This is a genomic window from Superficieibacter electus, from assembly GCF_002915575.1.
GTDB lineage: Bacteria > Pseudomonadota > Gammaproteobacteria > Enterobacterales > Enterobacteriaceae > Superficieibacter > Superficieibacter electus.
Map to the genome: position 1 here is coordinate 142,319 of NZ_PQGD01000010.1, position 21,284 is coordinate 163,602.

A 21,284-nucleotide genomic window follows, 5' to 3' on the forward strand; every position below is an offset into this window, starting at 1 on the left:
GCTCATCATGCCTTTTACCAGCCGTTATGATGCCAGAATCAGTAAAAGCTAATACGCAGAATAGCTACGGTAAAAAGGGCCTTTTCAGGCCCTTCAAAAAGCAGACAAGCGGTACAGCGTGGAATGTGCGCCTGCCAGATGTGCCTCCATTTTAGTGCCTTTCCAGACCCTAAAGAGGAGGTGTCATTTACAGGGGATTAAATGTCAGGTATTCAAAATGATAATGCCCCGAGCCGGTAACGCCGCTGAAGACATGGTTATTAATGTCAAAATTAACGCCATCATCCGCCATGACGCTGTCCACATCCAGCAACGTAACCGTTGCCTGAGTATTCGCGGGTATTTCAACATCCATCGTGACATGGGATAACCCGTTGTCTGCCGGGGCGACTTTCCAGCCAACCTTAATATCCCCATACAGCGAATGGTAACGCGCGTTCAACCATTCCAGTCCACCGCCAATAATCGGTTTAATGCGGATATGTTTGAAGCCAGGTGCGGATTCATCAGTGTCAATGCCCGCAGCCGCACGATAAAGCCATTCTCCAATGGCACCATAGGCATAATGGTTAAAGGAGTTCATATCGGGACTCCACATAGAGCCGTCCGGTTTGATGCCGTCCCAGTGCTCCCAGATGGTAGTGGCACCGGCTTTAACCTGATAGAGCCAGGAGGGGAAATCATCTTTTAACAGCAGTTGCCAGGCTTCTTTCGCATGGCCATTCTGGCTCAGGGCATGACAAAAATAAGGCGTTCCGACAAAGCCGGTCACCAGATGCCCGTCGTGCTCAGCGAGCAATTCCAGTAAGGTATTGACGGTGCGTTCCCGGAAAGCCTCCGGCACAAGGTTAAAGTAGAGCGCCAGAATGTGGGCGGTCTGCGTGCGGGCGGCAAGACGGCCGGTGGGGGTAAAAAACTCCTGCTGGAAGCTGTGTACAATGCTCTCGTATAGCGCAAAATATTCCTGATAGTCTGCCTCGTTACCCAGTACTTTTGCCGCTTTAGAAAACAGTAACGTAGACCAGGCGTAATACGCCATGCAGGTTAATTCATTTGGCGTGGCACCAAAGTAGCTGCCCTCCTTCGCATCCAGCGCCACCCAGTCACCAAACTGGAGCTTATAGCGCCAGTGGTTATTCACAGAGTGGTTACGCATAAAATTAATCCAGCCTTTCATACTGGCATACTGGTTACGCAAGGTTGCCGTATCGCCATACATCAGGTACATCGTCCAGGGATTGATGACGGCAGCATCGGCCCAGGCGGCAGCAGAGTGGGTGTTACCATTAGCAAGAAAACGATCTTCATCGCATCTGTTTGTGAGAATATCCGGAACAACATGGGGAACCCCACCCTCTGCCGTCTGATCGTAGCGGAGGTCGGTCAGCCATTTCGCGAAGAAATTACGCGTCTGCATCAGATAGCTGGCGGTACGGCAAAAAATTTGTGCATCCCCCGTCCAGCCAAGACGCTCGTCACGCTGGGGACAATCAGTAGGGACATCGACAAAATTCCCCTTTAGACCCCACAGGATATTGTGATGAAGCTGATTCAGATCCGGGTTAGAACACGCAAAGTCGCTGGTGGGCTGCATTTGCGAGTGAACAACTACCGCCATGAGGCAATGGATGTCGAACGTTCCCGGCCACGACTCCACTTTCACATAGCGAAATCCCTGGAACGTAAAATTGGGCTGATAATGTTCTTCCTTACCGCCTTGCAATGTATATTCGATACGCTGTTTTGCGGTACGAAGGTTATCCAGATAGACATTGCCGTCAGCGTCAAGAACTTCAAAATGTCGCAGCACGACCTTGTCACCAGCGTGGCCCTTGACGGAGAAAGACACCCAGCCGGTCAGGTTCTGTCCAAAATCAACCACTGTATCACCCTGCGGCGTTGTCACAACGGCGACGGGTGCAATGGTTTCAATCTGCTGGACTGTGGCTGAACCCTGGGGACATAAAACCGCTTTATTGGCATCAATCAAGCTGACCGGACGCCAGGGACTATCATCAAAACCCGCTGTATTCCACCCAGCCTGTTCCCGTTGCGCATCATAGATTTCGCCATCATAGATTTCAGAGAACAGCACCGGCGAGTCTGAAGCGCACCATTGATCGTCGCTGACGAGGACCTCCTGATGACCATCCTTATAATTGATAACCATCTGGCAAATAAAGGCCGTCCTGTCGCCATAGTAATGACGGTAACGGTTAAAACTCATATCACCTTTGTACCAGCCAGCGCCCAGACTCGCAGCAATAACGTTGTTACCGTTGTTGATGAATGGTGTCAGATCGTAGGTCTGATAGAGCAAATGATGATGGTAGCTCGTCCAGCCGGGTGTTAATTCATCATTACCCACTTTGCGGCCATTGCAATAAAGCTTATAGAGGCCAAGTGCACTGGCGTGTACGAACACCGAGTCAATCTCCGCCGCCCGCTCCAGGGGAAACGCTTTTCTAAGCAGGGTGCCTTTGGAAGTGTCTTTATCTTCAGGCGCTTCACCAGAAATAAATGCCGCCTGCCATTTATCCGCTGGCAAGCCGGTAATAAATACGCCAGGCAGACTCCATCCACTGCTCTCACCCTCATTATCACTGATATTTACCCGTACATAATAACGATGGGAATGATCAAGTTCGATGCCAGTCAGGTGAATGTTCTGGGATTGTTCACTCTGGCGGCATCCCGTATCGTGAACGATCCGGGTAAACGCCTCATCCCGGCTGACCTGTAAATGCCAGCTCTGCTGAGTGACATTTTTTTTGTCACTTTTAATCAGCCAGCCAACAACGGGAAAGTGTTCTGTGCCCTGCTGGGATTGTGCATAATCAAGCAGGATTTTTTCAATGGTTAGCATAATTTTGCCCCGGATTCATTTCTGTTAAAGTGGAATGATCTATCGTTGAATCTGCTACTTCAGACTCCGATTTAAATTCATTACGTTGTTTGCCATGGAAACACAGCCAGCCGGTCACTAAGCCGATGGCAACAACCACAGCAAGAATCGTATAAAGCGCGGCAGGTCCTGCTTCCAGTAATACCGGCGTGACGAATGCCAGTATTCCGCAAAGTAAGCGGGCAATAGCGACAATTAAGCCCTGAGCAGTTGAGCGCAGCATGGTAGGGAAAGATTCTTGCGACCAGACTTTCATTATTCCTTCAAAAGCCAGCCCATTACCTACATTGCTGAAAAGCACAAAGCAGAACCATGAAACCGGAGAAAAGTTGAATACCACCGGGGTGAGGAAGGCAATAACCAGCAGGAAGGCTCCTGCTACAAAGAAAGGCATCCTTTTAGCTGTATCCACAATACGCATAAACAACAGATTCGCCAGGATACCAAAAGGTAAAATAATAAGGCCCCACAATGAATTTTTACTTACAGTAATGCCTACCACGTTCACCGCGACATAGGTACCAAATTGTCCACCGGTATTTGCCGCCAGATTGGTGAAAGCGTAAAAGACGCTTAACGCAATAAACGGCCACAAATATTTACCGCGGAAAAGATCCTTAAACGAATTATTTTGCGCACGCACCGTAGCCACACCACGGCGAACTTCATCTTTTGCTGCCAGCCAGAGCGGGGACTCAGGAATAGCTAATCGCAAAAACATCAATATGGCAGCAACAATACCGACATGCATAAACATGATCTGCGCGCCCAGTGTCCCCCAGTCACCAACGACGGCTGAAACCGCCATCGCCGCACAAATGCCTGCTGTCCATAGCAAATTAGATAAGCCTATAATTTTACCTCGATTATTATCATTGGCCGCTTCGGAAATAGTGGCCAGAGACACTGGAAGATCTGCTCCGGTGGCCAGCCCCACTAAAATCGTGCCTAATGTTAACAATGGGAAATTCAGGCCAAATGACAAAAACAATGCGCCAATAATAATCATTAACATTGTTATGATGAAAACTTTTCGGCGACCAAGGCGATCGCCTAACCGCCCTCCACAAAGTGCCCCGATGGCAATGCACAGGGTGAGCACGCCTGATAAGATACCTATTTGCGCTGCGGTTATCCCTATTGTTTTTTGATAAATAACCAATGCGGTACCACTAGAGATAATAGCAGTAGAGTCAATATATGATGCCATCCCCGATACCACTCCAACGTACCATGGATTAGGTGTTTTATTAATGTGCATTTTTGCAATCCTTAATAATAATTTCCTTGTGCATAATGACAACCTTCGCATTCTGATGCCTTTGCTTTTTTGCCAGTTACTTTCATTTCATGACCAGCACTGACAATAGCTGTAGAGGCATTTCACATTTTCACCATTGCTAAAGGCGAACTGGCAGTTAACGCAACACGCTCTTGCGAAGGTGAAATCGAAAATATTTTACGATAGGCGTTAGATAACTGCGCAGTGGAACTGAAACCGCAGGCTCGGGCGATGTCACCAACTAAAAAATCTGATGTCCTTAGCATTTCCTGAACCTTAATGAGTTTAAACATCATATAAATTTTTTCAGGCGTCATACCAATATTCCTTTCGGTATAACGATGAAACGTTCGTCTCGACAGCTTGAATGAATCACATAATGCATCCCAGTCCATTTTATATTCACAGTGTCTATAGATATAATCCAATAAGGTATTCTCGGGACAATCGTGTGTTTGTGTTACCACTTGCCTTAGAAAAATAATTAACTTGAGGAGAGCAATCTCTTTTTGTGCCTGCGCCGCTATGTCGTCTGTATTAACATCGTAATTAATAATGTCCTGAGCCAATATTATTGCTGCATCAAGATCGGTTTTGATATTTTTTGGTTGTCGATCAACAGAATACAAACTGCATAACGCCTGCATAAGCGAATCGATATTCCTGATAAACAAAAATGGCCCCGCAGGAATGATGTCTATCACAATAATCGTCAGATTCCTCAATGCAGTAAGACAATAGCGCTGTGTCGGGTCTTTAAGGAAGAAATCACCGGGCTTTAAAAAGTGGGACTGTTCAGAGCCATTGATGAATCCATAGCCGCTATTTACAATAACTATTTCATAATGAGCATTCTGTTGGCTATAATATCTTACTAAAATATTTTTTTTAAAAACGGTTACTGCATGTCTCGCATCCGGCAAGAGGGAAACCTCATGAATCGAACTCATGATATTCACCTTAATTATGTAGAAGTTATTACTTTAACGTTGTCGATTACGCTCCTGTGAGGGAGGATAACTAAATTGCCTTTTGTATGATTCGGTTAATCGAGTGGCATTCTGAAAACCGCAACTGGCCGCCACTTCTTTTACAGATTTATCCGTGGTACGGAGTAATTCCTGGGCTTTTAACAAACGAAATAATAGTTGAAATCTAACCGGCGTGTAACCAGTGATTTCTTTTATAAAACGAAAAAGCGTACGCTTTGCTATACCGCATTCTTCGCTCAGCTCGCTCCAGTTGATATGCTGTAAGTAATTATGTTTCAATGAGTGGATCAGCTTTTTTCGTCTGGCATCCTCGACTTTCTCCAGCAAATTTTTTCGCGCTGCACTTTGGCACAATTGATTGATCATCATCATCACGATGCTTTCGGTGGCAAAAAAGTAAAGCGCATCATAATCATCATCATTTCTGGCATTAATGGCGTTGCTATAAGCGACGATCTGAGCAACCTCTTCTGTAGACAAGCACGCTGCATGCACTTTATCCTGCCGGCTATCGCCACATAAATAACGTAGCAATACATCAAGGTTAGTAATATATTGAAAATTACGTTCGCGACGAATCAGAAGGTTGATAACCGACAAGTGATTGGTAGACAGATAACTATGAGTATCATTAAATGTGACAAAAAAGAAATCTCCCTGATAGATAAACTCAACACTATCATTAATAATATGAAAACCACTGCCAGCAACAACAATCACCAGCTCATCAAACTCATGCCCATGAACCTCTTCCATTTGCTGATTATTGAGGATAAACAGGCAAAAGGCATGTTGTTCAGAAAGAAAGAATTCATTGCTGCGCAGAATTTTCATTTCACCCTCATTTGTAACAACAGGTAAAAATAAAATATCACTCCTCGCCGTTACGTAAACGCCGTAAGAATAAAGCAGTACCGGGAATCAGTTTATTGGCTTATTTAACCGTAATAATTATGACAAGTCTATGGGGTGAAATGGCACTGAGGCGTAAGACAACGTGATTAAGTCATCATTTTTGGCACAATCACGCGATAAGAAGAAAAATGCGCCACCACAGCGGGCAGCGCATGACATCAAAAACCTAAGCTGTCCAGCAGATCGTCAACCTGATCCTGGCTGGCGACCACACCAACTTTCGAGGCGTCAACCTGCGGGCCATTTAGCAGACTTTCGTTTTCACGTTTTGCCCGCGCGCCCGGTTCCGGCATGTTTTCCAGCAGTACCATCAATAACTGGCGTTCGATTTCCTGGATAACGTCCATCATGCGTTTGATCACCTGGCCGGTGAGATCCTGAAAATCCTGAGCCATCATGATTTCCAGCAGTTGGGCGTTGGTGAAGCTGGTGTGTCCCGGGACGTCAGCCAGATAGCTACGGGTGTCACTGACCAGTTCACGGGCGTCCGCCAGTTCAATCGGGTTTTCAAACCACTGATCCCAGCGGCCGGAAAGCGCTTTGGCCTGGCTTTCCAGCTGGTTCTGGTGCGGCTGGGAAAGTTCCACACAGTTAAGCGCCCGTTCTGCGGCTTGCGCCGTCATCTGAACCACATAATCAAGACGGTCGCGGGCATCGGGGATCGCTTCCGCCGCTTCAGCGATAGCCTGATCCAGACCAAGTTCGCGCAGACTGTCTCGCAACATGCGGGTCAAACTACCGATGCGGGCAATAATATCCCCGGCTGAATGTTCTTCAGCAAGATTAAAAGATTGCATCATAACCCTTCCTTACATGCCAAGTTTCTCGAAAATCTTATTCAGCTTTTCTTCCAGAGTAGCGGCGGTAAACGGTTTAACCACGTAGCCGCTGGCCCCCGCCTGTGCGGCCGCAATGATATTTTCTTTCTTGGCTTCAGCCGTTACCATCAATACCGGCAGGGATGACATGCCACCATCTGCACGAATGGTTTTTAATAACTCCAGACCGTCCATGTTGGGCATGTTCCAGTCGGAGATCACGAAGCCAAATCCACCCGCCTGCAATTTATTCAGTGCATCCACGCCGTCTTCCGCTTCTTCAACGTTGTTGAATCCCAGCTCTTTAAGCAGGTTACGCACAATGCGACGCATGGTGGAAAAGTCATCCACAACCAAAAACTTAAGCTCTTTATCCGCCATAAAAAATTACTCCTGGTTCAAATACGTATTGCCTGTCCGGCACTGATTTTCGCCAGCATCTGCTGGCTTATCTGACTAAGATCGACCACTTCGCTTACGCCACCGCTATTGATGGCTTCACGCGGCATGCCGAACACCACACAACTTGCTTCGTTCTGCGCAATGGTCCAGGCACCCGCCTGGTGCATTGCCAGCATTCCGGCGGCACCATCGTTGCCCATCCCCGTCAGGATCACTCCCACGGCGTTGCGCCCCGCATGTTTTGCCACGGAATGAAACAATACATCGACTGAAGGACGGTGCCGGTTAACCGGCGGCCCGTCATGAATTTTGATTTGATAGTTGGCCCCGCTACGCGCCAGCTCCATATGCTTATCCCCAGGCGCAATGTATGCATGGCCCGGTAACACACGTTCGCCGTCCTCGGCTTCTTTCACGCTGATCTGGCACAGTTTATTCAGACGTTCGGCGAAAGAACGGGTGAAGCCCGGCGGCATATGCTGGGTGATCAATACTGCCGGGCTGGAGAGCGGCAGCGGCTGGAGCACGTGACGTATCGCCTCGGTGCCACCAGTAGAGGCCCCAATGACCATCAATTTTTCTGAGCTGAGTAGCGGTCCGGTTTTCAGGGTCACAGAGGCTGGAACCGGTTTATGAGCCGTCAATTTAGCGCGGGAAGCGGTACGCACTTTTTCGGCAATCATTTCGCTGTAGGCCAGCATGCCTTCGCGAATGCCTAACTGCGGTTTGGTGACAAAATCGATGGCCCCCAACTCCAGCGCACGCAATGTGACCTCTGAACCTTTACCCGTCAGTGACGAGACCATCACCACCGGCATTGGGCGAAGCCGCATCAGTTTTTCCAGAAAATCCAGCCCGTCCATGCGCGGCATTTCGACATCCAGCGTCAGCACATCGGGGTTGTATTTCTTGATGAGATCGCGCGCAACCAGCGGATCGGGAGCGGTAGCCACCATCTCCATGTCGTTGTGGCTGTTGATGATTTCCGTCATGATTTGGCGCATTAAAGCCGAATCATCTACCGAGAGCACCCTGATCTTGCTCATGCTTTTTCCTTATTCAGCGCGTAAACCGTCTGCCCGCGCAGCGTAAAATCACGCACGAGATGGCTGAAGTTCTCTGAATGCCCGGCAAACAGTAGCCCGTCGGGTTTGAGCAGCGGTACGAAGCGGCGCAAAATATCCTGCTGCGTCGTTTTATCAAAATAAATCATTACGTTGCGGCAAAAAATGGCATCAAATGGTCCTTGTACGCTGTACTGTTTATCAAGCAGATTCAGCGGTGAAAACTCAACGTAATTCGCCAGTTCCTGCCGCACCCTTACCAGCCCGGAATGCGGCCCGGTGCCGCGCATGAAGTAGCGCTGAAGCTGCTGCGGCGACAGGGTTTTTAACTCTTCCTGGCGGTAAATCCCTTCCTGCGCTTTACGCAACACTTCAGTGTCAATATCGCTGCCGTAGACTTTCCAGCGTCCCGGCGCGGTGCCCAGCGTGTCGGCAAGGGTGATCGCCAGTGAGTAAGGTTCTTCACCGGTCGACGCCGCCGCGCTCCAGACCCGGTATTCTCCCTGACGTTTGCGGGCATGCTCTGCCAGCACCGGGAAGTGATGGCCTTCACGGAAGAACGCCGTCAGGTTAGTGGTCAGCGAGTTTATAAATGCCTGCCACTCGGCACTGTTTGGGTTCGCTTCCAGCATGCCGAGATAATGGCCAAAGTCCTCCAGCCCGAGGGTGCGTAAACGGCGCACCAGACGGTTGTAGACCATGTCACGTTTGTGGTCCGCCAGCACGATCCCTGCGCGCTGGTATATCAACTGACATATCCGACGAAAATGCGTGTCGGACAGCGCGAGGCGCTGCGTCATCTGCATAAGTAAAGACGTTTGCCCGGCGGGCAGCGATGATGTCATAGCGCCTTCTCAGTTACCTTCAGGAGATCTCTGACGCCACCACGGGCGGCGTCCGTACTTCTTGCGTTGCAGGTTGCTCTTCAAGCTGAAAACGGGAGACCAGCGCGGTTAAATGATTCGCCTGGCTGGTTAATTCGCTGGTGGCGGCTGCGCCCTCTTCGACCAGCGCGGCGTTCTGCTGCGTCACCTGATCCATCTGGCTGACGGCGGTCGCCACCTGTTCAATGCCTCGACGTTGTTCATCCGAGGCCGAGGCAATTTCGCCCATGATATCGTTCACCTGGGTGACGGAACGGACGATTTCACTCAGGGTTTTGGCGGCGGTGCCCGCCTGGGACGATCCGTCCTGAACGCGTGAGACCGACTCTTCAATCAGAGTTTTGATCTCCTTCGCCGCCTGGGCGCTACGGCTGGCGAGATTACGTACTTCGCCCGCTACCACGGCAAAGCCGCGCCCCTGCTCACCCGCGCGGGCGGCTTCCACCGCTGCGTTAAGCGCGAGGATATTGGTCTGGAACGCGATGCCGTCGATAACGCTAATAATGTCGCCAATTTTCTGCGAGCTGGCTTCGATATCGCGCATGGTGTCGGCAACGTGCGAGGCCTGTTCGCCACCTTTTCGGGCAGTGTCTGCTGCGCTGCGCGCCAGACCGGATGCCTGACGGGCATTGTCGGCGTTCTGGCCGACCGTGGCGGTCAGTTGCTCCATGCTGGCAGCGGTTTCTGCCAGCGATGCCGCCTGTTGTTCCGTACGCGAGGAAAGATCGTTATTGCCCTCGGCGATTTCAGAGATACCGGTATGCATGGCAAAACTGCCCTGGCGCACTTCGCTTACTGTTGTGCGCAGCGCCGTTTGCATCGCCTTCAGGCTGGCAAAAATAGCCGAGATTTCATTTTTACCGTACACCGCAACAGGACGGGCAAGGTTGCCACCGGCTATGCTGTCAAAGTGGCTGGAAATGATTGCCAGCGGCTGAACGATCATTCTGCGCGACCAGAACAGCGAGGCGGTGGTTAGCAGGCCGGCAATAATAATCATCGCGATAAAAATCGCGGCCGACATATGGTAATTATTTTCACTACCCTGACGCGCCTTTCCTACCAGTTCGTCGATGTGTGATTGCCAGGCGGTAAAGTTTTTATCAAACGCCTGCTGGGATTGTTCAACCGGCGCACTCATAAAATCAGATAGCTGGTTGCTTTCGAGCCAGGTGGCCTGATGCTCCAGATCGTTGCGCCAGGCACCGTAGCTTTTTTTGGTTTCTGCTTGCAGCGCCTTGCCGGTTTCCGTCACCGCTGGCAGCGCCAGCACGTCTGCAATATAGGTGTCTGCCTGTTTCATGCTGGCGCGTGCGCGGGCCATCAGCGCTTTGATCTCGTCCGGCGGATAGCTTAATGCCGTCAGCGTTCCGGCTTTGTTAAGGGCATTACTGGCCTGAAGCATTACCGCCCGGCTTTGCATCAGCAGCGTGCGCTGATGGTTACTGCGCTGAATCTGGTTGACGTTCTGCACGCCATCGCGAAAGGCCCAGAAGGAAAGGCCATTGCTTCCCACCTGTAGCACACCACAGAGGACGAGGATCAAGAATAAGGTGGTCGAGATACGAATACGATTAAACATCAACGCTCCCATTACGCGGCAAGCCGCCGCCATCACAAAAAGTAAAAGAGTTCCTGGTTATTATCCGCACCGGCAATTGCCGGAGATGAATGCTGTACTGCCACCGCGTCGGGCATCACTTTCCCAATGACTTGTTATCGAGGTTATCGGCAACCCGGAAGGGAACTTTATATTTGCATTACGGAATAATCTTACGACGTCACGATCAGAAGGCGATGTCGATGAGCAGGGTGTCGCTGTAGTCACCCACCGGGGGAGTGGCTTGCCCGCTAAGGATACGGGCGGTGTAGTTGTAAGTGCGCAGTAAACCATCCTGACTTATGGCAGAGGAACTGCTGCTGGCCCAGCGCTCGGTGCCGGAACTGCCCCAGCGAGTGCCGGTACTCCCTTTGTAAATGTCATAGCTGAGCCGGTTCGCGCCGTAAGCCATATTTCTCACGTTGCCATTGGCCCAGCTTCCATTATTGATGCCCACCGTATAGGTGCTGCCTTTGGTGCAGGTAATGCCTATCGACTGAGAAATGATGGGGAAATCACGCACCAGCGGCGCGCTGCCAAAATTAATATTGGGCGCATTGATGGTAATGCAGTCGTTAGTCACCGTCAGATCGACCTGCATGCTCAGGGTTCGGGTACCGGTTTGCGCCGTGGTACACAGCAGGGAAACGCCCAGCGAACAGACACTATAGTTGACGGAGAAATTAAGCGTGACCCGGTACGGCCCGGCACCAACGCTTTGTCCGCCCACCGTGCGCAGATAGAGCGGCAGCGTATAGCGTTTTGAATTGAGCAGTCCCAGTAACGTATTGCCGCTCCAGGTGTAGCTTTGTCCGGTCGTGGTTTCGGTGGTTGCCGAGCAGTTTTGCCTTGTGCATAAGCGCACGGGGATTGCATCCGGGTTAGCGGGTGTATCAGTACGGCGTAAGGTGGCGCGGTTGTCGGCGCTCAGGGAGGCACTGGTATAGTTGAGCGTTATCGAATCGTTGGTTAACAAGTTGAGAATAGTGTCGCATTCAATCACCAGATTTACCGCGACCTGGGATTCGTTACTGCTCACGCTAAACGAGGTGAGCGTGCCGAGCGCCGCATTGCCGACGCTTACCGCGCAGGCGGCGCGCAGCCCGGGTGCGAACAGAAACAACAGGGCCAGCAGAAAAAATCCACGTTTCATCACTGGCCTGCCTTACAGGTCAGCGGCCCGTAGGTTTGCAGTTTATGCAGCGGATTTTCCCGCAGCGTAAGCGTCACATGGCAGGTAGTGCCGTCGGTCTTGGCGATTTTCAGTACGTTTACCGCACTGAGATTTTCCAGCCAGGCGATGCCATCATAGCCCACCACCGTGGTTGCCTGCTGGCTGCGGTAAACCTGACTTCCCGGCGCGATATCCTGGCCCTGTTCATCGTGCAGAATAACGCTGGCCACTTTGGTTTGGGTCATCGGAAATTCCACCAGATAGCCGCTGTTGCGGCGCAGTGCCACCCGCTGTTCCGTTTCCCGTAGCCGTGTATCGGCAGGTAAATTCAGGGCGTCGATCCGGTACGTCGCCGGATAATAAGCCGAGACGCCGCTGACCAGCAGGTAGCCATTTTTGTCGGTTTTACCGACCGGCTGGTTTTCATAGCTGACCGGGATGTCGGAGTAACCATCCGTGCTAATCACCACAAAGGCGTCGTTAATTTTATTGGCGGCGAAGAACTGGCCGTCCATCAGTACCAGCGATCCCATCGCTTCACCCCACCAGGTCATCATGTCGCGCTCACCGTAACCGCCGCCCTGCAATTCGACATTGTTATTGCGCCAGCCAAGAGAAGCCTGCTGGTACTGACTTGCCTGTGACTGCCTGGCCCACGCCAGATCCCAGCCGAATCCGCCGTCGGCAGGCATTGCATGGCTGTAGTTAACGCGCTGGGTACTGCCGGCATCCGGCGTTTTTTCAAGGCTTAACCCCATGCCGTCCCGCTCGCCAAGCGGAATTTGTATCGACATCGCCATGGTCCAGTCGTCCCGCTGCCGGTCGTGACTGGCGGCGAGGTAAATACTGCTGCTGCCCCACAAATTTCGGCTCCAGGAAACGTTCAATAAATCGCTGCGCTGCCCGTCGAAACTCTGCACACCAATCCAGGCGGCACCAATATTGCCGAACTCGTTAAGATTCATGGAAAGCGAATACTGATCGGCGCTTTTACTCAGGCTGGCGATCGGATCATTATTGGCGTCCATCATGACCGGGCGATCGTAGAGCGCCAGATTACCAAAGGTTGCATTACGCCGTGTATGCTGGGTGCCCAGGCTAAAGGTGCTGGTGTTATACTGGTATCCCCAGTTGAGTTGATGGCCGTTTCTGCCGCGCATCTCGCTCTGGCTCCAGGCACCGTTGACCACACCAAGCCGCCACAGTCGGATGATGCTCCCAAGGCCACCCAGCGCCAGTGATTCTGCCCCCTCCGCATGGCTTTCCATGGTCAGCCAGTCCGTGACGCCGTAGCGATACGAGCCGCTCCCCACCGCCGGACCATAGTCAAAATTATCCACACCGTAACGGCGACGCAATGCCCCCAGGGTAATAGCACCATCGCTTAAACCAGCGCTGAGCAACTCACTGTCCACATAAAACGGCAGAACGGTGCTGACCTGGCGGCCCAGCGCATCGGTGGTGACCAGAACCGCATTGCCCGCCCCATTCACATAAGGAAGATTGGTCAGCGAAAAGGGGCCCGGCTGAAGCTGAGTGCTCCCGGCGCGGTAGCCGTCGATAAATAAATCCACCGAGGTCGGCACTGCCGCCTCGCCGGAAAATGCCGGTAGCGGCCAGGTGACCAGATCGGGACGCAGGGAAAAATCCCGTCCATAACGCAGGCCGCCGATGCGCACGCTGTTACTCCAGTTCAGTGATTCGCTGATGACATCGCCCACGCTCCACTGCGTAATATCCTCTTCGTCAGTCAGATTAAGCGTCGTGTCGTAGCGAATATAGCCTTCCTGTTGGGGATAATTGCCGCTCAGGGTACGGCGCAGGCTGCCTGTTGAGGTAAGCGATCCGGCGTCGTAGAAATAGCGGAATTCATGCCAGAGCGAAATCTGCCCGGCACCGTGTTCAGTCTGGCTGGTGTAAATGTCATAATTGATAAGCGCGCCCTGCCCGTTGACCGGCTCCGTGCGTGCGATACCGTCACGAAAGGCGGTAGCCCGCGCAGGCATCCAGTCGCGCGGCACGCTCAGCAGCAGGCGCTGACCCGTGCTGTCGTACTCTACGCGCACATCCGGCAGCGCAGACACATTGACATCGCCCGGTAGCAAATGCTCGCCGGGCAGTCCGGCACGCTGTAAATCGGCGCTGGCAATGTAATAATTCCCCTGCCGTTGTGCCACCGGCACCACCTGGCGGGTATCGTAGTGATTGATCACCAGCGCCAGATGATAAAGCGACTGCGCGTTGATCGCTGTCGCATCCGGCGGTGGCGGCAGAGAATCATCCACTTCCATGGCGTTCACCGTGCCGGCGCTGGTTACAAAGGTCAGCAGCATCAGCGAACTCAATTGCCCGGTGCGGCGTGCCATTTTGCATCCCTTGCATTGATGGTCGCCCGCAGTTCAGTGGGTCGACTGACGCCCGACGGTAACGACCAGCGGCGGAACTGCCCGGGCAACACGTACCCCAGCAGCCCTTCCCCCAGCTTGTACTTCTGACCGCCCTGCTGCACGGTGACCTGACTTAACCGCAGATGAACACTGCCGCTGTTCGTCACCTCGACTGCCGGTTTACCCTCCTGCACCACCATTCGCCAGCGCAGCCGCTGCGGGTCCACCTCAGCGTGATTGGCAGCGTTAACCTGGGTGCGTATCCCGGTACCATACACAAAGAGCGGCAGTGAATAACGCATCTGAACGTTAATCGCCAGTTTCGGCGTTGAAGGATCATTGGGCTGGGGGATCTCATCAATGATAATGCGATAGGCTTTTTCCACGCCTGCCGGTGCGCTGGTTTGTTTTATCAGGCGAATAAGCTGCTTACTTCCGCGATCAATACGCAGGATCGGTGGGCTGGCAACAACGTCCTGCTGCGCCTGGTAACGCTCATAGCCACCTTCCTGCGTCCAGCGCACAATACGTACCTGCATGGTGGTGGCGCTGTTTCCCTGATTTTCAATCCACAGCTCGGTCGCATTCATATCGGCCCCCAGCCAGGGGTCAATGGGCCACAGCAGGATCGTGGCGGCGGCACAGGCGTGGCCGGGCAGGAATAGTAATCCTGCCGCTGACAGATAAAGAGAAAGGGCCAGCGCGTTAATCACTCTCATTTTTACATCTCCCTGAATTACCACGATAAGGTCACAGTTAACTGATCGCTATACACCCCTGCCGGACTGAAGCCGGAGAGTTGTGCCACCCCGAACAGCGTGAGGGCGATATTGCTGGCGTCGCTCACCGAAACCGACACGGCCTGGTTAAGACCTATCTCGCTATTGGCTGCCAGGGAGCTATTACTGTAGAGCCGGTACGGCACGCGCTCCGTTCCCTGTGCGCGCTGCATATGACGTACAGAGTCGTAGTGCTGTCCGCCATTAATACTCATGGTCAATTCGACGCCCGGCGTGCAGGCGAGTGACAATGCGGTATTGGGAACGAACTGCGTATTCACCGCGCCTGACGCCACGCCAGAATGGGAGCCAAAATTCAGCGTCCCCCATTCACCTCCCGTTCCGGCAACCACTGAACAGCCACGCACGACCGACGCGTTGACCTGAAAGGTCTGTGTGGTTATTGCCAGCGCCTGAGCACAAGGGAAAAACAAGCCCAGCAACAAAAACAGGCGTAAAGATCCCCCGGCCTCTGCCTGGAGACCTTTTTTATTTCTCTGCATGGTGTGACGCTAATACGTTACGCTGACATTAATTGTATCGGTATACGTTCCAGGTACCACGGTGACACTATTACCGCCATCCTGTATCCGCCCGTAAAGGGTATAGTTGTCAACGCCTCCGGTATTTGAAGCAATAGGGATTGGCGCATCGTTGGTAATTTCGTTATTAAATCCACTGTCGCTATACAGGTTATAAGCCACTCCCTGAGTCGCATCAGCGGTATTAACTAAATAACGGGGGTCAGTACCTGGCGTGCCCACGGCGGACCCAGGGTTGGCGGTATTGGTATTACCGGTTACCTGTACGGTATAGCTGTTAGTGGTGCATTGAATGCCAAAACTATTACCGCCCGTAGCCCCGGTTAATTGTGTGGTCAGGGTCGAGAATGTTGCCGGATGGGTACCAAAGTCCAGCGTACCAAAATTAATTCCATTCTGGCTGGGAGAGCCATTAATTAAGCAGCCGTTGGTTAACGTCAGGGTTGCCCCGATAGTCCCGCTGCTGGTCACTGCCTGGGCCTGCGAACTCATTAAAACCAGAATACCACTCGTAGCAATAAAAAGACGCATTCGGTTCATTGTACCGTCTCCGGTAAAGGGGATGAGATCGGCGCTTATACCCCGTATATTGCTGGTTGCTGGCGTATTGGCCGCGGTGGTTCACCCCAAATACACTCGCAGGGATCTACTCGTTTGCCGCCTTGCTGCAACCCGAATTATTGGGGTATAGATTGACGCCGCAGTTCATTAATAGCCGATACGACAAAGTCATCTGCCGCATGGTTAAAATTTAGTTTAGATTGCCAGAATCGGATAGTGAGCTGGCCCTCCCCAATTTTGGTAACAGTTTAATTTCCCCATAAAATACAGAGAGTTAATTTTTGATAACTTTTTCCATCATTTAATTTCATAGAACATCGCTTCTTTTTGTGAGCGTTATCACACGGGCGCAGTCGGCTTTTTTAAAATATCTAAAATGGTCATAAGGAAATATTAACGTGGTGGTAATAAATATCTTTGTTAATTTAAAGGCGGCTTAACTTAATATTACCGCTAATTAATACAGGCGAGTTATTATTAAAACCTTAAGTATGCGGAGGTAAAAAGGATGGAGGAGAGGGAGACGTTTCCTTGCTCTGTTGCAGAGCAAGGAAAGAGGATATCAGGCTGCGTGATTCGCCGCTGAGTCAAGTAGCGCCATTTCTTCGCTATTGAGCAGTTTCTCAATATTGACCAGAATCAGCATCCGCTCGCCCAGCGCCCCAAGGCCAGTGAGGTATTCGGTGGACAGCGTTACCGCAAATTCCGGTGCCGGACGGATCTGCTCAGCAGTGAGTGAAAGGACATCAGAAACGCCATCAACAACAATGCCGACCACACGCTGACCAAGATTGAGCACGATCACCACGGTGTTATCGTTATACTCCACGCCCTGCTGCTCGAATTTCACCCGCAGATCGACAATCGGCACGATGACACCGCGCAGATTGGTTACGCCCTTAATAAAAGCAGGCGTGTTGGCAATGCGAGTAACCTGATCGTAGCCGCGAATTTCCTGCACTTTCAGGATATCGATGCCGTACTCTTCATCGCCCAGCGTGAAGACCAGAAATTCCTGGCCCGATGGCTCACCTGCCAGTTTTGTCACGTTATTCATACCGGTCATTTTTTTACCCTTTCTTAATCAGGCTGCTGTGTGCGCCATACGTTGTTCACGATTTAATCCCTGGAGCGCTGAGACATCGACAATCAGCGCCACGCTACCGTCGCCAAGAATAGTGGCGGCAGAAATGCCAGGCACCTTGCGGTAATTGCTCTCAAGGTTTTTCACCACCACCTGATGCTGGCCGATAAGCTGGTCGACCAACAGCGCATAACGGCGTCCGGCGGTTTGCAGGATCACCACAATGCCCTGGGTGGCTTCAGTTCTGGCTCCCTGTACATCGAAGACTTTCCACAGTTCCACCAGCGGCAAATATTCACCACGGACTTCCAGTACGCGCTCGCCACCCGCCAGCGGATGCAGATCCTCTTCACGGGGTTGTAAGGATTCCATCACTGCATTGAGTGGCAGGATAAAGACTTCATCGTTCACCTTCACCGACATACCGTCAAGGATCGCCAGTGTCAGAGGCAGCAGAATACGGATCGTGGTGCCGGTGCCCTGCTTCGACTGGATCTCAACGTGGCCGCCCATCTCCTGGATGTTACGTTTCACCACGTCCATACCGACGCCACGCCCGGAAACATCCGTTACCTGTTCAGCGGTTGAAAAGCCCGGTGCGAAAATCAGCATGCCGACCTCTTCGTCGCTCATGTTTTCATGCACGGCCATTCCCTGCGAAACCGCTTTCGCCAGAATGCGTTCCCGATTCAGCCCCGCCCCGTCATCGGTGACTTCAATGCAAATATTGCCGCCCTGATGTTCGGCGGAGAGGATCAAATTGCCGACCGCCGATTTTCCGGCGGCAAGGCGCGTGTCCGGCGATTCAATACCGTGATCGAGGCTGTTACGCACCAGGTGGGTGAGCGGATCGATAATGCGTTCAATCAGGCTTTTATCAAGCTCGGTAGAGCTGCCCATTAACGTCAGTTCCACCTGCTTATTCAGCTTGCTCGCCAGGTCACGTACCAGGCGCGGGAAACGGCTGAAAACGTATTCCATCGGCATCATGCGGATCGACATCACCGATTCCTGAAGGTCGCGGGCGTTACGCTGAAGCTGTCCCATGCTGGTGATCAGATCGCCATGGGTCACCGGGTCCAGCTCATTGGAACGCTGGGCCAGCATTGACTGGGTGATCACCAGTTCGCCGACCAGGTTAATCAGTTGATCAACCTTTTCTACCGCGACGCGAATGCTGGAGGATTCGCTGACGCGGGCTGGTTTTTCGGCGCTGCTGCGGCTGGCCGGGGCCTCCTTCGGCACCGCAACCAGTGCCGGAGCGGCAGGTGCTGGCACGATGACGTCTTCTTCGTGGGTCTCAATCTCGTCGGTTGGAACCGCTTCAAAAGCAATCTGATCGGCTTCGATAACAAAGCACAGTACGGCGATGATATCGTCCTGAGCCACGCTGCCATCAAGAATAGCTGACAGCGAATCCGCCGTTTTCACCACGCCAGTCAGCGTCGCCAGGTTACCCAGCTCTTCTTCCAGTAAATCAGGCTCGCCGGCTTTCAGGCGTGAAAGCACAATCCGCGTCTGTCCGCCATCTGCTGCCTGCGGTTCCTCTTTTTCAACCACCGTCAGCTTTGCTGCGGGCGGCGGTACGGCTTCCCCTTTTGCCTCCAGCGCTAACTGACGCAGCGCATTGCAGATATATTCAAAGCTGGCAGCATCCGGCTCCTGAGAGCTTTTATAGGCATCGAGCTGTTCCTGCATAATATCTTTGGTTTCCAAAAACAGGTTGATAATGTCGGTGTTGAGCTGCATTTCCCCGCGCCGGGCTTCATCCAGCAGGTTTTCCATCAGATGCGTGGTTTCCTGCAAAACAGAGAACCCGAAAGTTCCCGCGCCGCCTTTGATAGAGTGCGCCGCGCGAAAGATCGCATTTAGCTGCTCTGCGTCCGGCGACTCGGGGACCAGATCCAGCAGGTGCTGCTCCATGTCGGCCAGTAATTCATCGGCTTCATCAAAAAAAGTCTGATAAAAATCACTAATATCCATGCTCACGCTATCACCTCGACTCGGCTTGTGGCGATGTGGGACTGACCGCCTGCGGTGCTGCCGCAGAGGGCGATAATTCACTAAAGGGAACGTTTTGACTTTCAGCATTCTCGTTGAGAATGGCCTGCTCGGTGCGTTTATTCAGCACCACCAGACTGATGCGACGGTTAATGGCGTCATCGCCACCCCGGTCGGACAGGCGCATGGTCGCGGCCATTCCCACAACGCGCAGGACTTTACCGCTATCCAGACTGCCGGCCACCAGCTCACGACGTGAGGCGTTGGCGCGGTCGGCAGACAGCTCCCAGTTGCTGTAGCCCTTATCTCCACCGGCGTAGGGGTAATCATCGGTATGTCCGGACAGGCTGATTTTATTAGGAATTTCATTGAGCACCGGCGCGATGGCGCGCAGAATATCGCGCATATAAGGTTCCACTTCCGCGCTGCCGGTTTTAAACATCGGTCGGTTCTGGCTGTCGATAATCTGGATGCGCAAACCTTCCTGTACCAGATCAATTTTGAGGTGCGGCCTGAGCGCTTTAAGTTTGGGATCGGCTTCAATAAGCTGGTCAAGCTCGCCGCGGATTTTTTTCAGGCGGCTGATTTCCATCCGCTCCCTGAGCTGTTCAACATTGGGCTGTTTATGTACTTCCCCCTGCTGCTGAGTGTAATCATCACCGCCGCCGGGGATTGGGCTATCGCTGTTTGAGACGCGCGGGCCGCCCGCCACGGCGGTGGCCAGCGGGGTACGAAAATATTCGGCGATCTGGATCAGTTCTTTTGGGCTGGAGATGGAGATCAGCCACATCACCAGAAAAAACGCCATCATCGCGGTCATAAAATCGGCATAGGCGATTTTCCACGACCCGTGAGCGCCGCCGCCATGATTTTTATGTTTGCGCCGTTTGACGACGACGATGGGGTGCGCCTGATTCTTCATGCGTCCTCAGTCGTGGTTTGCTGGGCAGAAGGATTTCTCACCGCACGCACGTGTTCTTCCAGCTCCACAAACGACGGGCGTTCGCTGGAATAGAGGGTTTTACGCCCAAACTCGACGGCAATTGGTGGCGCATAACCGTTGAGATTAGATAGCAGCGTGATTTTGACGCACTGCATCATCTTGCTGGTTTCCGCGCTTTTCTGGCGCAGGACGCTGGACAGCGGAGAAATAAAGCCGTAGGCCAGCAAAATGCCGAGGAAGGTGCCGACCATCGCATGCGCGATAAGTGCGCCCAGTTCAGCCGCCGGACGGTCTGCTGATGCCAGCGCGTGTACCACACCCATCACCGCTGCCACAATACCAAAAGCAGGCAATGAATCGCCGACCGACGCCAGCGCATTGGCTGGCACCTCAGATTCACTTTCGTGCGTTTCAATTTCCTCATCCATCAACGCTTCGATTTCGAAGGTATTCATGTTGCCGCTAATGATGAGGCGCAGGTAATCGACAATAAAATCCAGCATCACGCCGTCGGCGAGGATGCGCGGGTAGCTGGCGAAGATTTCACTCTCTTTCGGATTTTCAATGTCGCGCTCAAGCGAGAACATTCCCTGTTGGCGCGACTTGGCCATCAGGCGATAAAGCAGCGCCAGCAGGTCCATATACATGCTTTTGGTGTATTTGGAGCGGCGAAACAGCAGCGGGATCGCCTTCAGCGTTCCCTTGATCGACTTACCGTTGTTGCCAACAATAAACGCACCCACGCCTGCGCCGCCGATGATGATAAGTTCAGCCGGCTGATAGAGTGCTCCAAGGTGTCCGCCGGTCATCATATAACCGCCGAAAACTGTACCGAGAACAACCAGGTAACCCAATAAGATAAGCACGACATCATCCTTTCTGTTGACCAGAGCAGGATGCACACATCGATCGTTAACACGTCAGGGAGGCAAAAAAAAGCAGCGGTAATTG

General features: G+C 52.4%; 18 protein-coding genes. All 18 read right to left on the bottom strand.

What is annotated here, in order from left to right; genetic code table 11:
- Positions 1-187: 187 nt before the first annotated feature.
- The 18 genes from CHU32_RS13945 to motA all read right to left on the bottom strand — a co-directional run bounded on the left by CHU32_RS13945 (position 188) and on the right by motA (position 21,199).
- On the bottom strand, positions 188-2,866 hold the full coding sequence (locus CHU32_RS13945) for an alpha-L-rhamnosidase (protein WP_103676122.1): 2,679 nt from the start codon (positions 2,864-2,866) through the stop codon (positions 188-190).
- On the bottom strand, positions 2,853-4,166 hold the full coding sequence (locus tag CHU32_RS13950; RefSeq protein WP_103676123.1) for an MFS transporter: 1,314 nt from the start codon (positions 4,164-4,166) through the stop codon (positions 2,853-2,855). Before CHU32_RS13950 ends, CHU32_RS13945 begins: the two co-directional genes overlap by 14 nt.
- Positions 4,167-4,288: 122 nt before the next feature.
- Entirely contained in the window at positions 4,289-5,137 is an 849-nt protein-coding gene (locus tag CHU32_RS13955; RefSeq protein WP_103676124.1) for a helix-turn-helix domain-containing protein, read from the bottom strand.
- Between the two features lie 33 nt (positions 5,138-5,170).
- Complete coding sequence (locus tag CHU32_RS13960; protein ID WP_103676125.1) at positions 5,171-6,013, bottom strand: helix-turn-helix domain-containing protein; 843 nt, start codon at positions 6,011-6,013, stop codon at positions 5,171-5,173.
- A gap of 239 nt (positions 6,014-6,252) precedes the next feature.
- Positions 6,253-6,894 carry a protein phosphatase CheZ gene (gene cheZ, locus CHU32_RS13965; protein ID WP_103676126.1) on the bottom strand — a complete coding sequence of 214 codons (642 nt, stop codon included), beginning with the start codon at positions 6,892-6,894 and terminating at the stop codon, positions 6,253-6,255.
- 9 nt (positions 6,895-6,903) lie between these two features.
- Complete coding sequence (gene cheY, locus CHU32_RS13970) at positions 6,904-7,293, bottom strand: chemotaxis response regulator CheY (protein WP_042307777.1); 390 nt, start codon at positions 7,291-7,293, stop codon at positions 6,904-6,906.
- 17 nt (positions 7,294-7,310) lie between these two features.
- On the bottom strand, positions 7,311-8,360 hold the full coding sequence (locus CHU32_RS13975) for a protein-glutamate methylesterase/protein-glutamine glutaminase (protein ID WP_103676127.1): 1,050 nt from the start codon (positions 8,358-8,360) through the stop codon (positions 7,311-7,313).
- Positions 8,357-9,223, bottom strand: coding sequence for a protein-glutamate O-methyltransferase CheR (gene cheR, locus CHU32_RS13980; protein ID WP_103676128.1), 867 nt, complete (start codon positions 9,221-9,223; stop codon positions 8,357-8,359). Before cheR ends, CHU32_RS13975 begins: the two co-directional genes overlap by 4 nt.
- Positions 9,224-9,242: 19 nt before the next feature.
- Entirely contained in the window at positions 9,243-10,844 is a 1,602-nt protein-coding gene (gene tap, locus CHU32_RS13985) for a methyl-accepting chemotaxis protein IV (protein WP_103676194.1), read from the bottom strand.
- Between the two features lie 205 nt (positions 10,845-11,049).
- Positions 11,050-12,015 carry a Csu type fimbrial protein gene (locus tag CHU32_RS13990; protein WP_103676129.1) on the bottom strand — a complete coding sequence of 322 codons (966 nt, stop codon included), beginning with the start codon at positions 12,013-12,015 and terminating at the stop codon, positions 11,050-11,052.
- Positions 12,015-14,402 (bottom strand): fimbria/pilus outer membrane usher protein, encoded by a 2,388-nt coding sequence (locus tag CHU32_RS13995; protein ID WP_103676130.1) that lies wholly within the window; start codon positions 14,400-14,402, stop codon positions 12,015-12,017. The genes CHU32_RS13990 and CHU32_RS13995 overlap by 1 nt, the downstream gene beginning before the upstream one ends.
- Positions 14,378-15,142, bottom strand: coding sequence for a fimbrial biogenesis chaperone (locus CHU32_RS14000; RefSeq protein ID WP_103676131.1), 765 nt, complete (start codon positions 15,140-15,142; stop codon positions 14,378-14,380). Before CHU32_RS14000 ends, CHU32_RS13995 begins: the two co-directional genes overlap by 25 nt.
- Positions 15,143-15,159: 17 nt before the next feature.
- Positions 15,160-15,705: a Csu type fimbrial protein gene (locus tag CHU32_RS14005; protein WP_103676132.1), complete on the bottom strand. Its 546-nt coding sequence runs from the start codon at positions 15,703-15,705 to the stop codon at positions 15,160-15,162.
- A 9-nt stretch (positions 15,706-15,714) separates the two neighbouring features.
- Positions 15,715-16,284 carry a Csu type fimbrial protein gene (locus tag CHU32_RS14010; RefSeq protein ID WP_103676133.1) on the bottom strand — a complete coding sequence of 190 codons (570 nt, stop codon included), beginning with the start codon at positions 16,282-16,284 and terminating at the stop codon, positions 15,715-15,717.
- A gap of 583 nt (positions 16,285-16,867) precedes the next feature.
- Positions 16,868-17,371, bottom strand: coding sequence for a chemotaxis protein CheW (gene cheW, locus CHU32_RS14015; protein ID WP_103676134.1), 504 nt, complete (start codon positions 17,369-17,371; stop codon positions 16,868-16,870).
- An 18-nt stretch (positions 17,372-17,389) separates the two neighbouring features.
- Positions 17,390-19,378 (bottom strand): chemotaxis protein CheA, encoded by a 1,989-nt coding sequence (cheA, locus tag CHU32_RS14020; RefSeq protein WP_103676135.1) that lies wholly within the window; start codon positions 19,376-19,378, stop codon positions 17,390-17,392.
- A gap of 4 nt (positions 19,379-19,382) precedes the next feature.
- A complete protein-coding gene (gene motB / locus CHU32_RS14025) occupies positions 19,383-20,312 on the bottom strand; it encodes a flagellar motor protein MotB (protein ID WP_103676136.1) in 930 nt (309 codons plus the stop codon).
- Positions 20,309-21,199, bottom strand: coding sequence for a flagellar motor stator protein MotA (gene motA, locus CHU32_RS14030; protein ID WP_103676137.1), 891 nt, complete (start codon positions 21,197-21,199; stop codon positions 20,309-20,311). Before motA ends, motB begins: the two co-directional genes overlap by 4 nt.
- Positions 21,200-21,284: the final 85 nt, after the last annotated feature.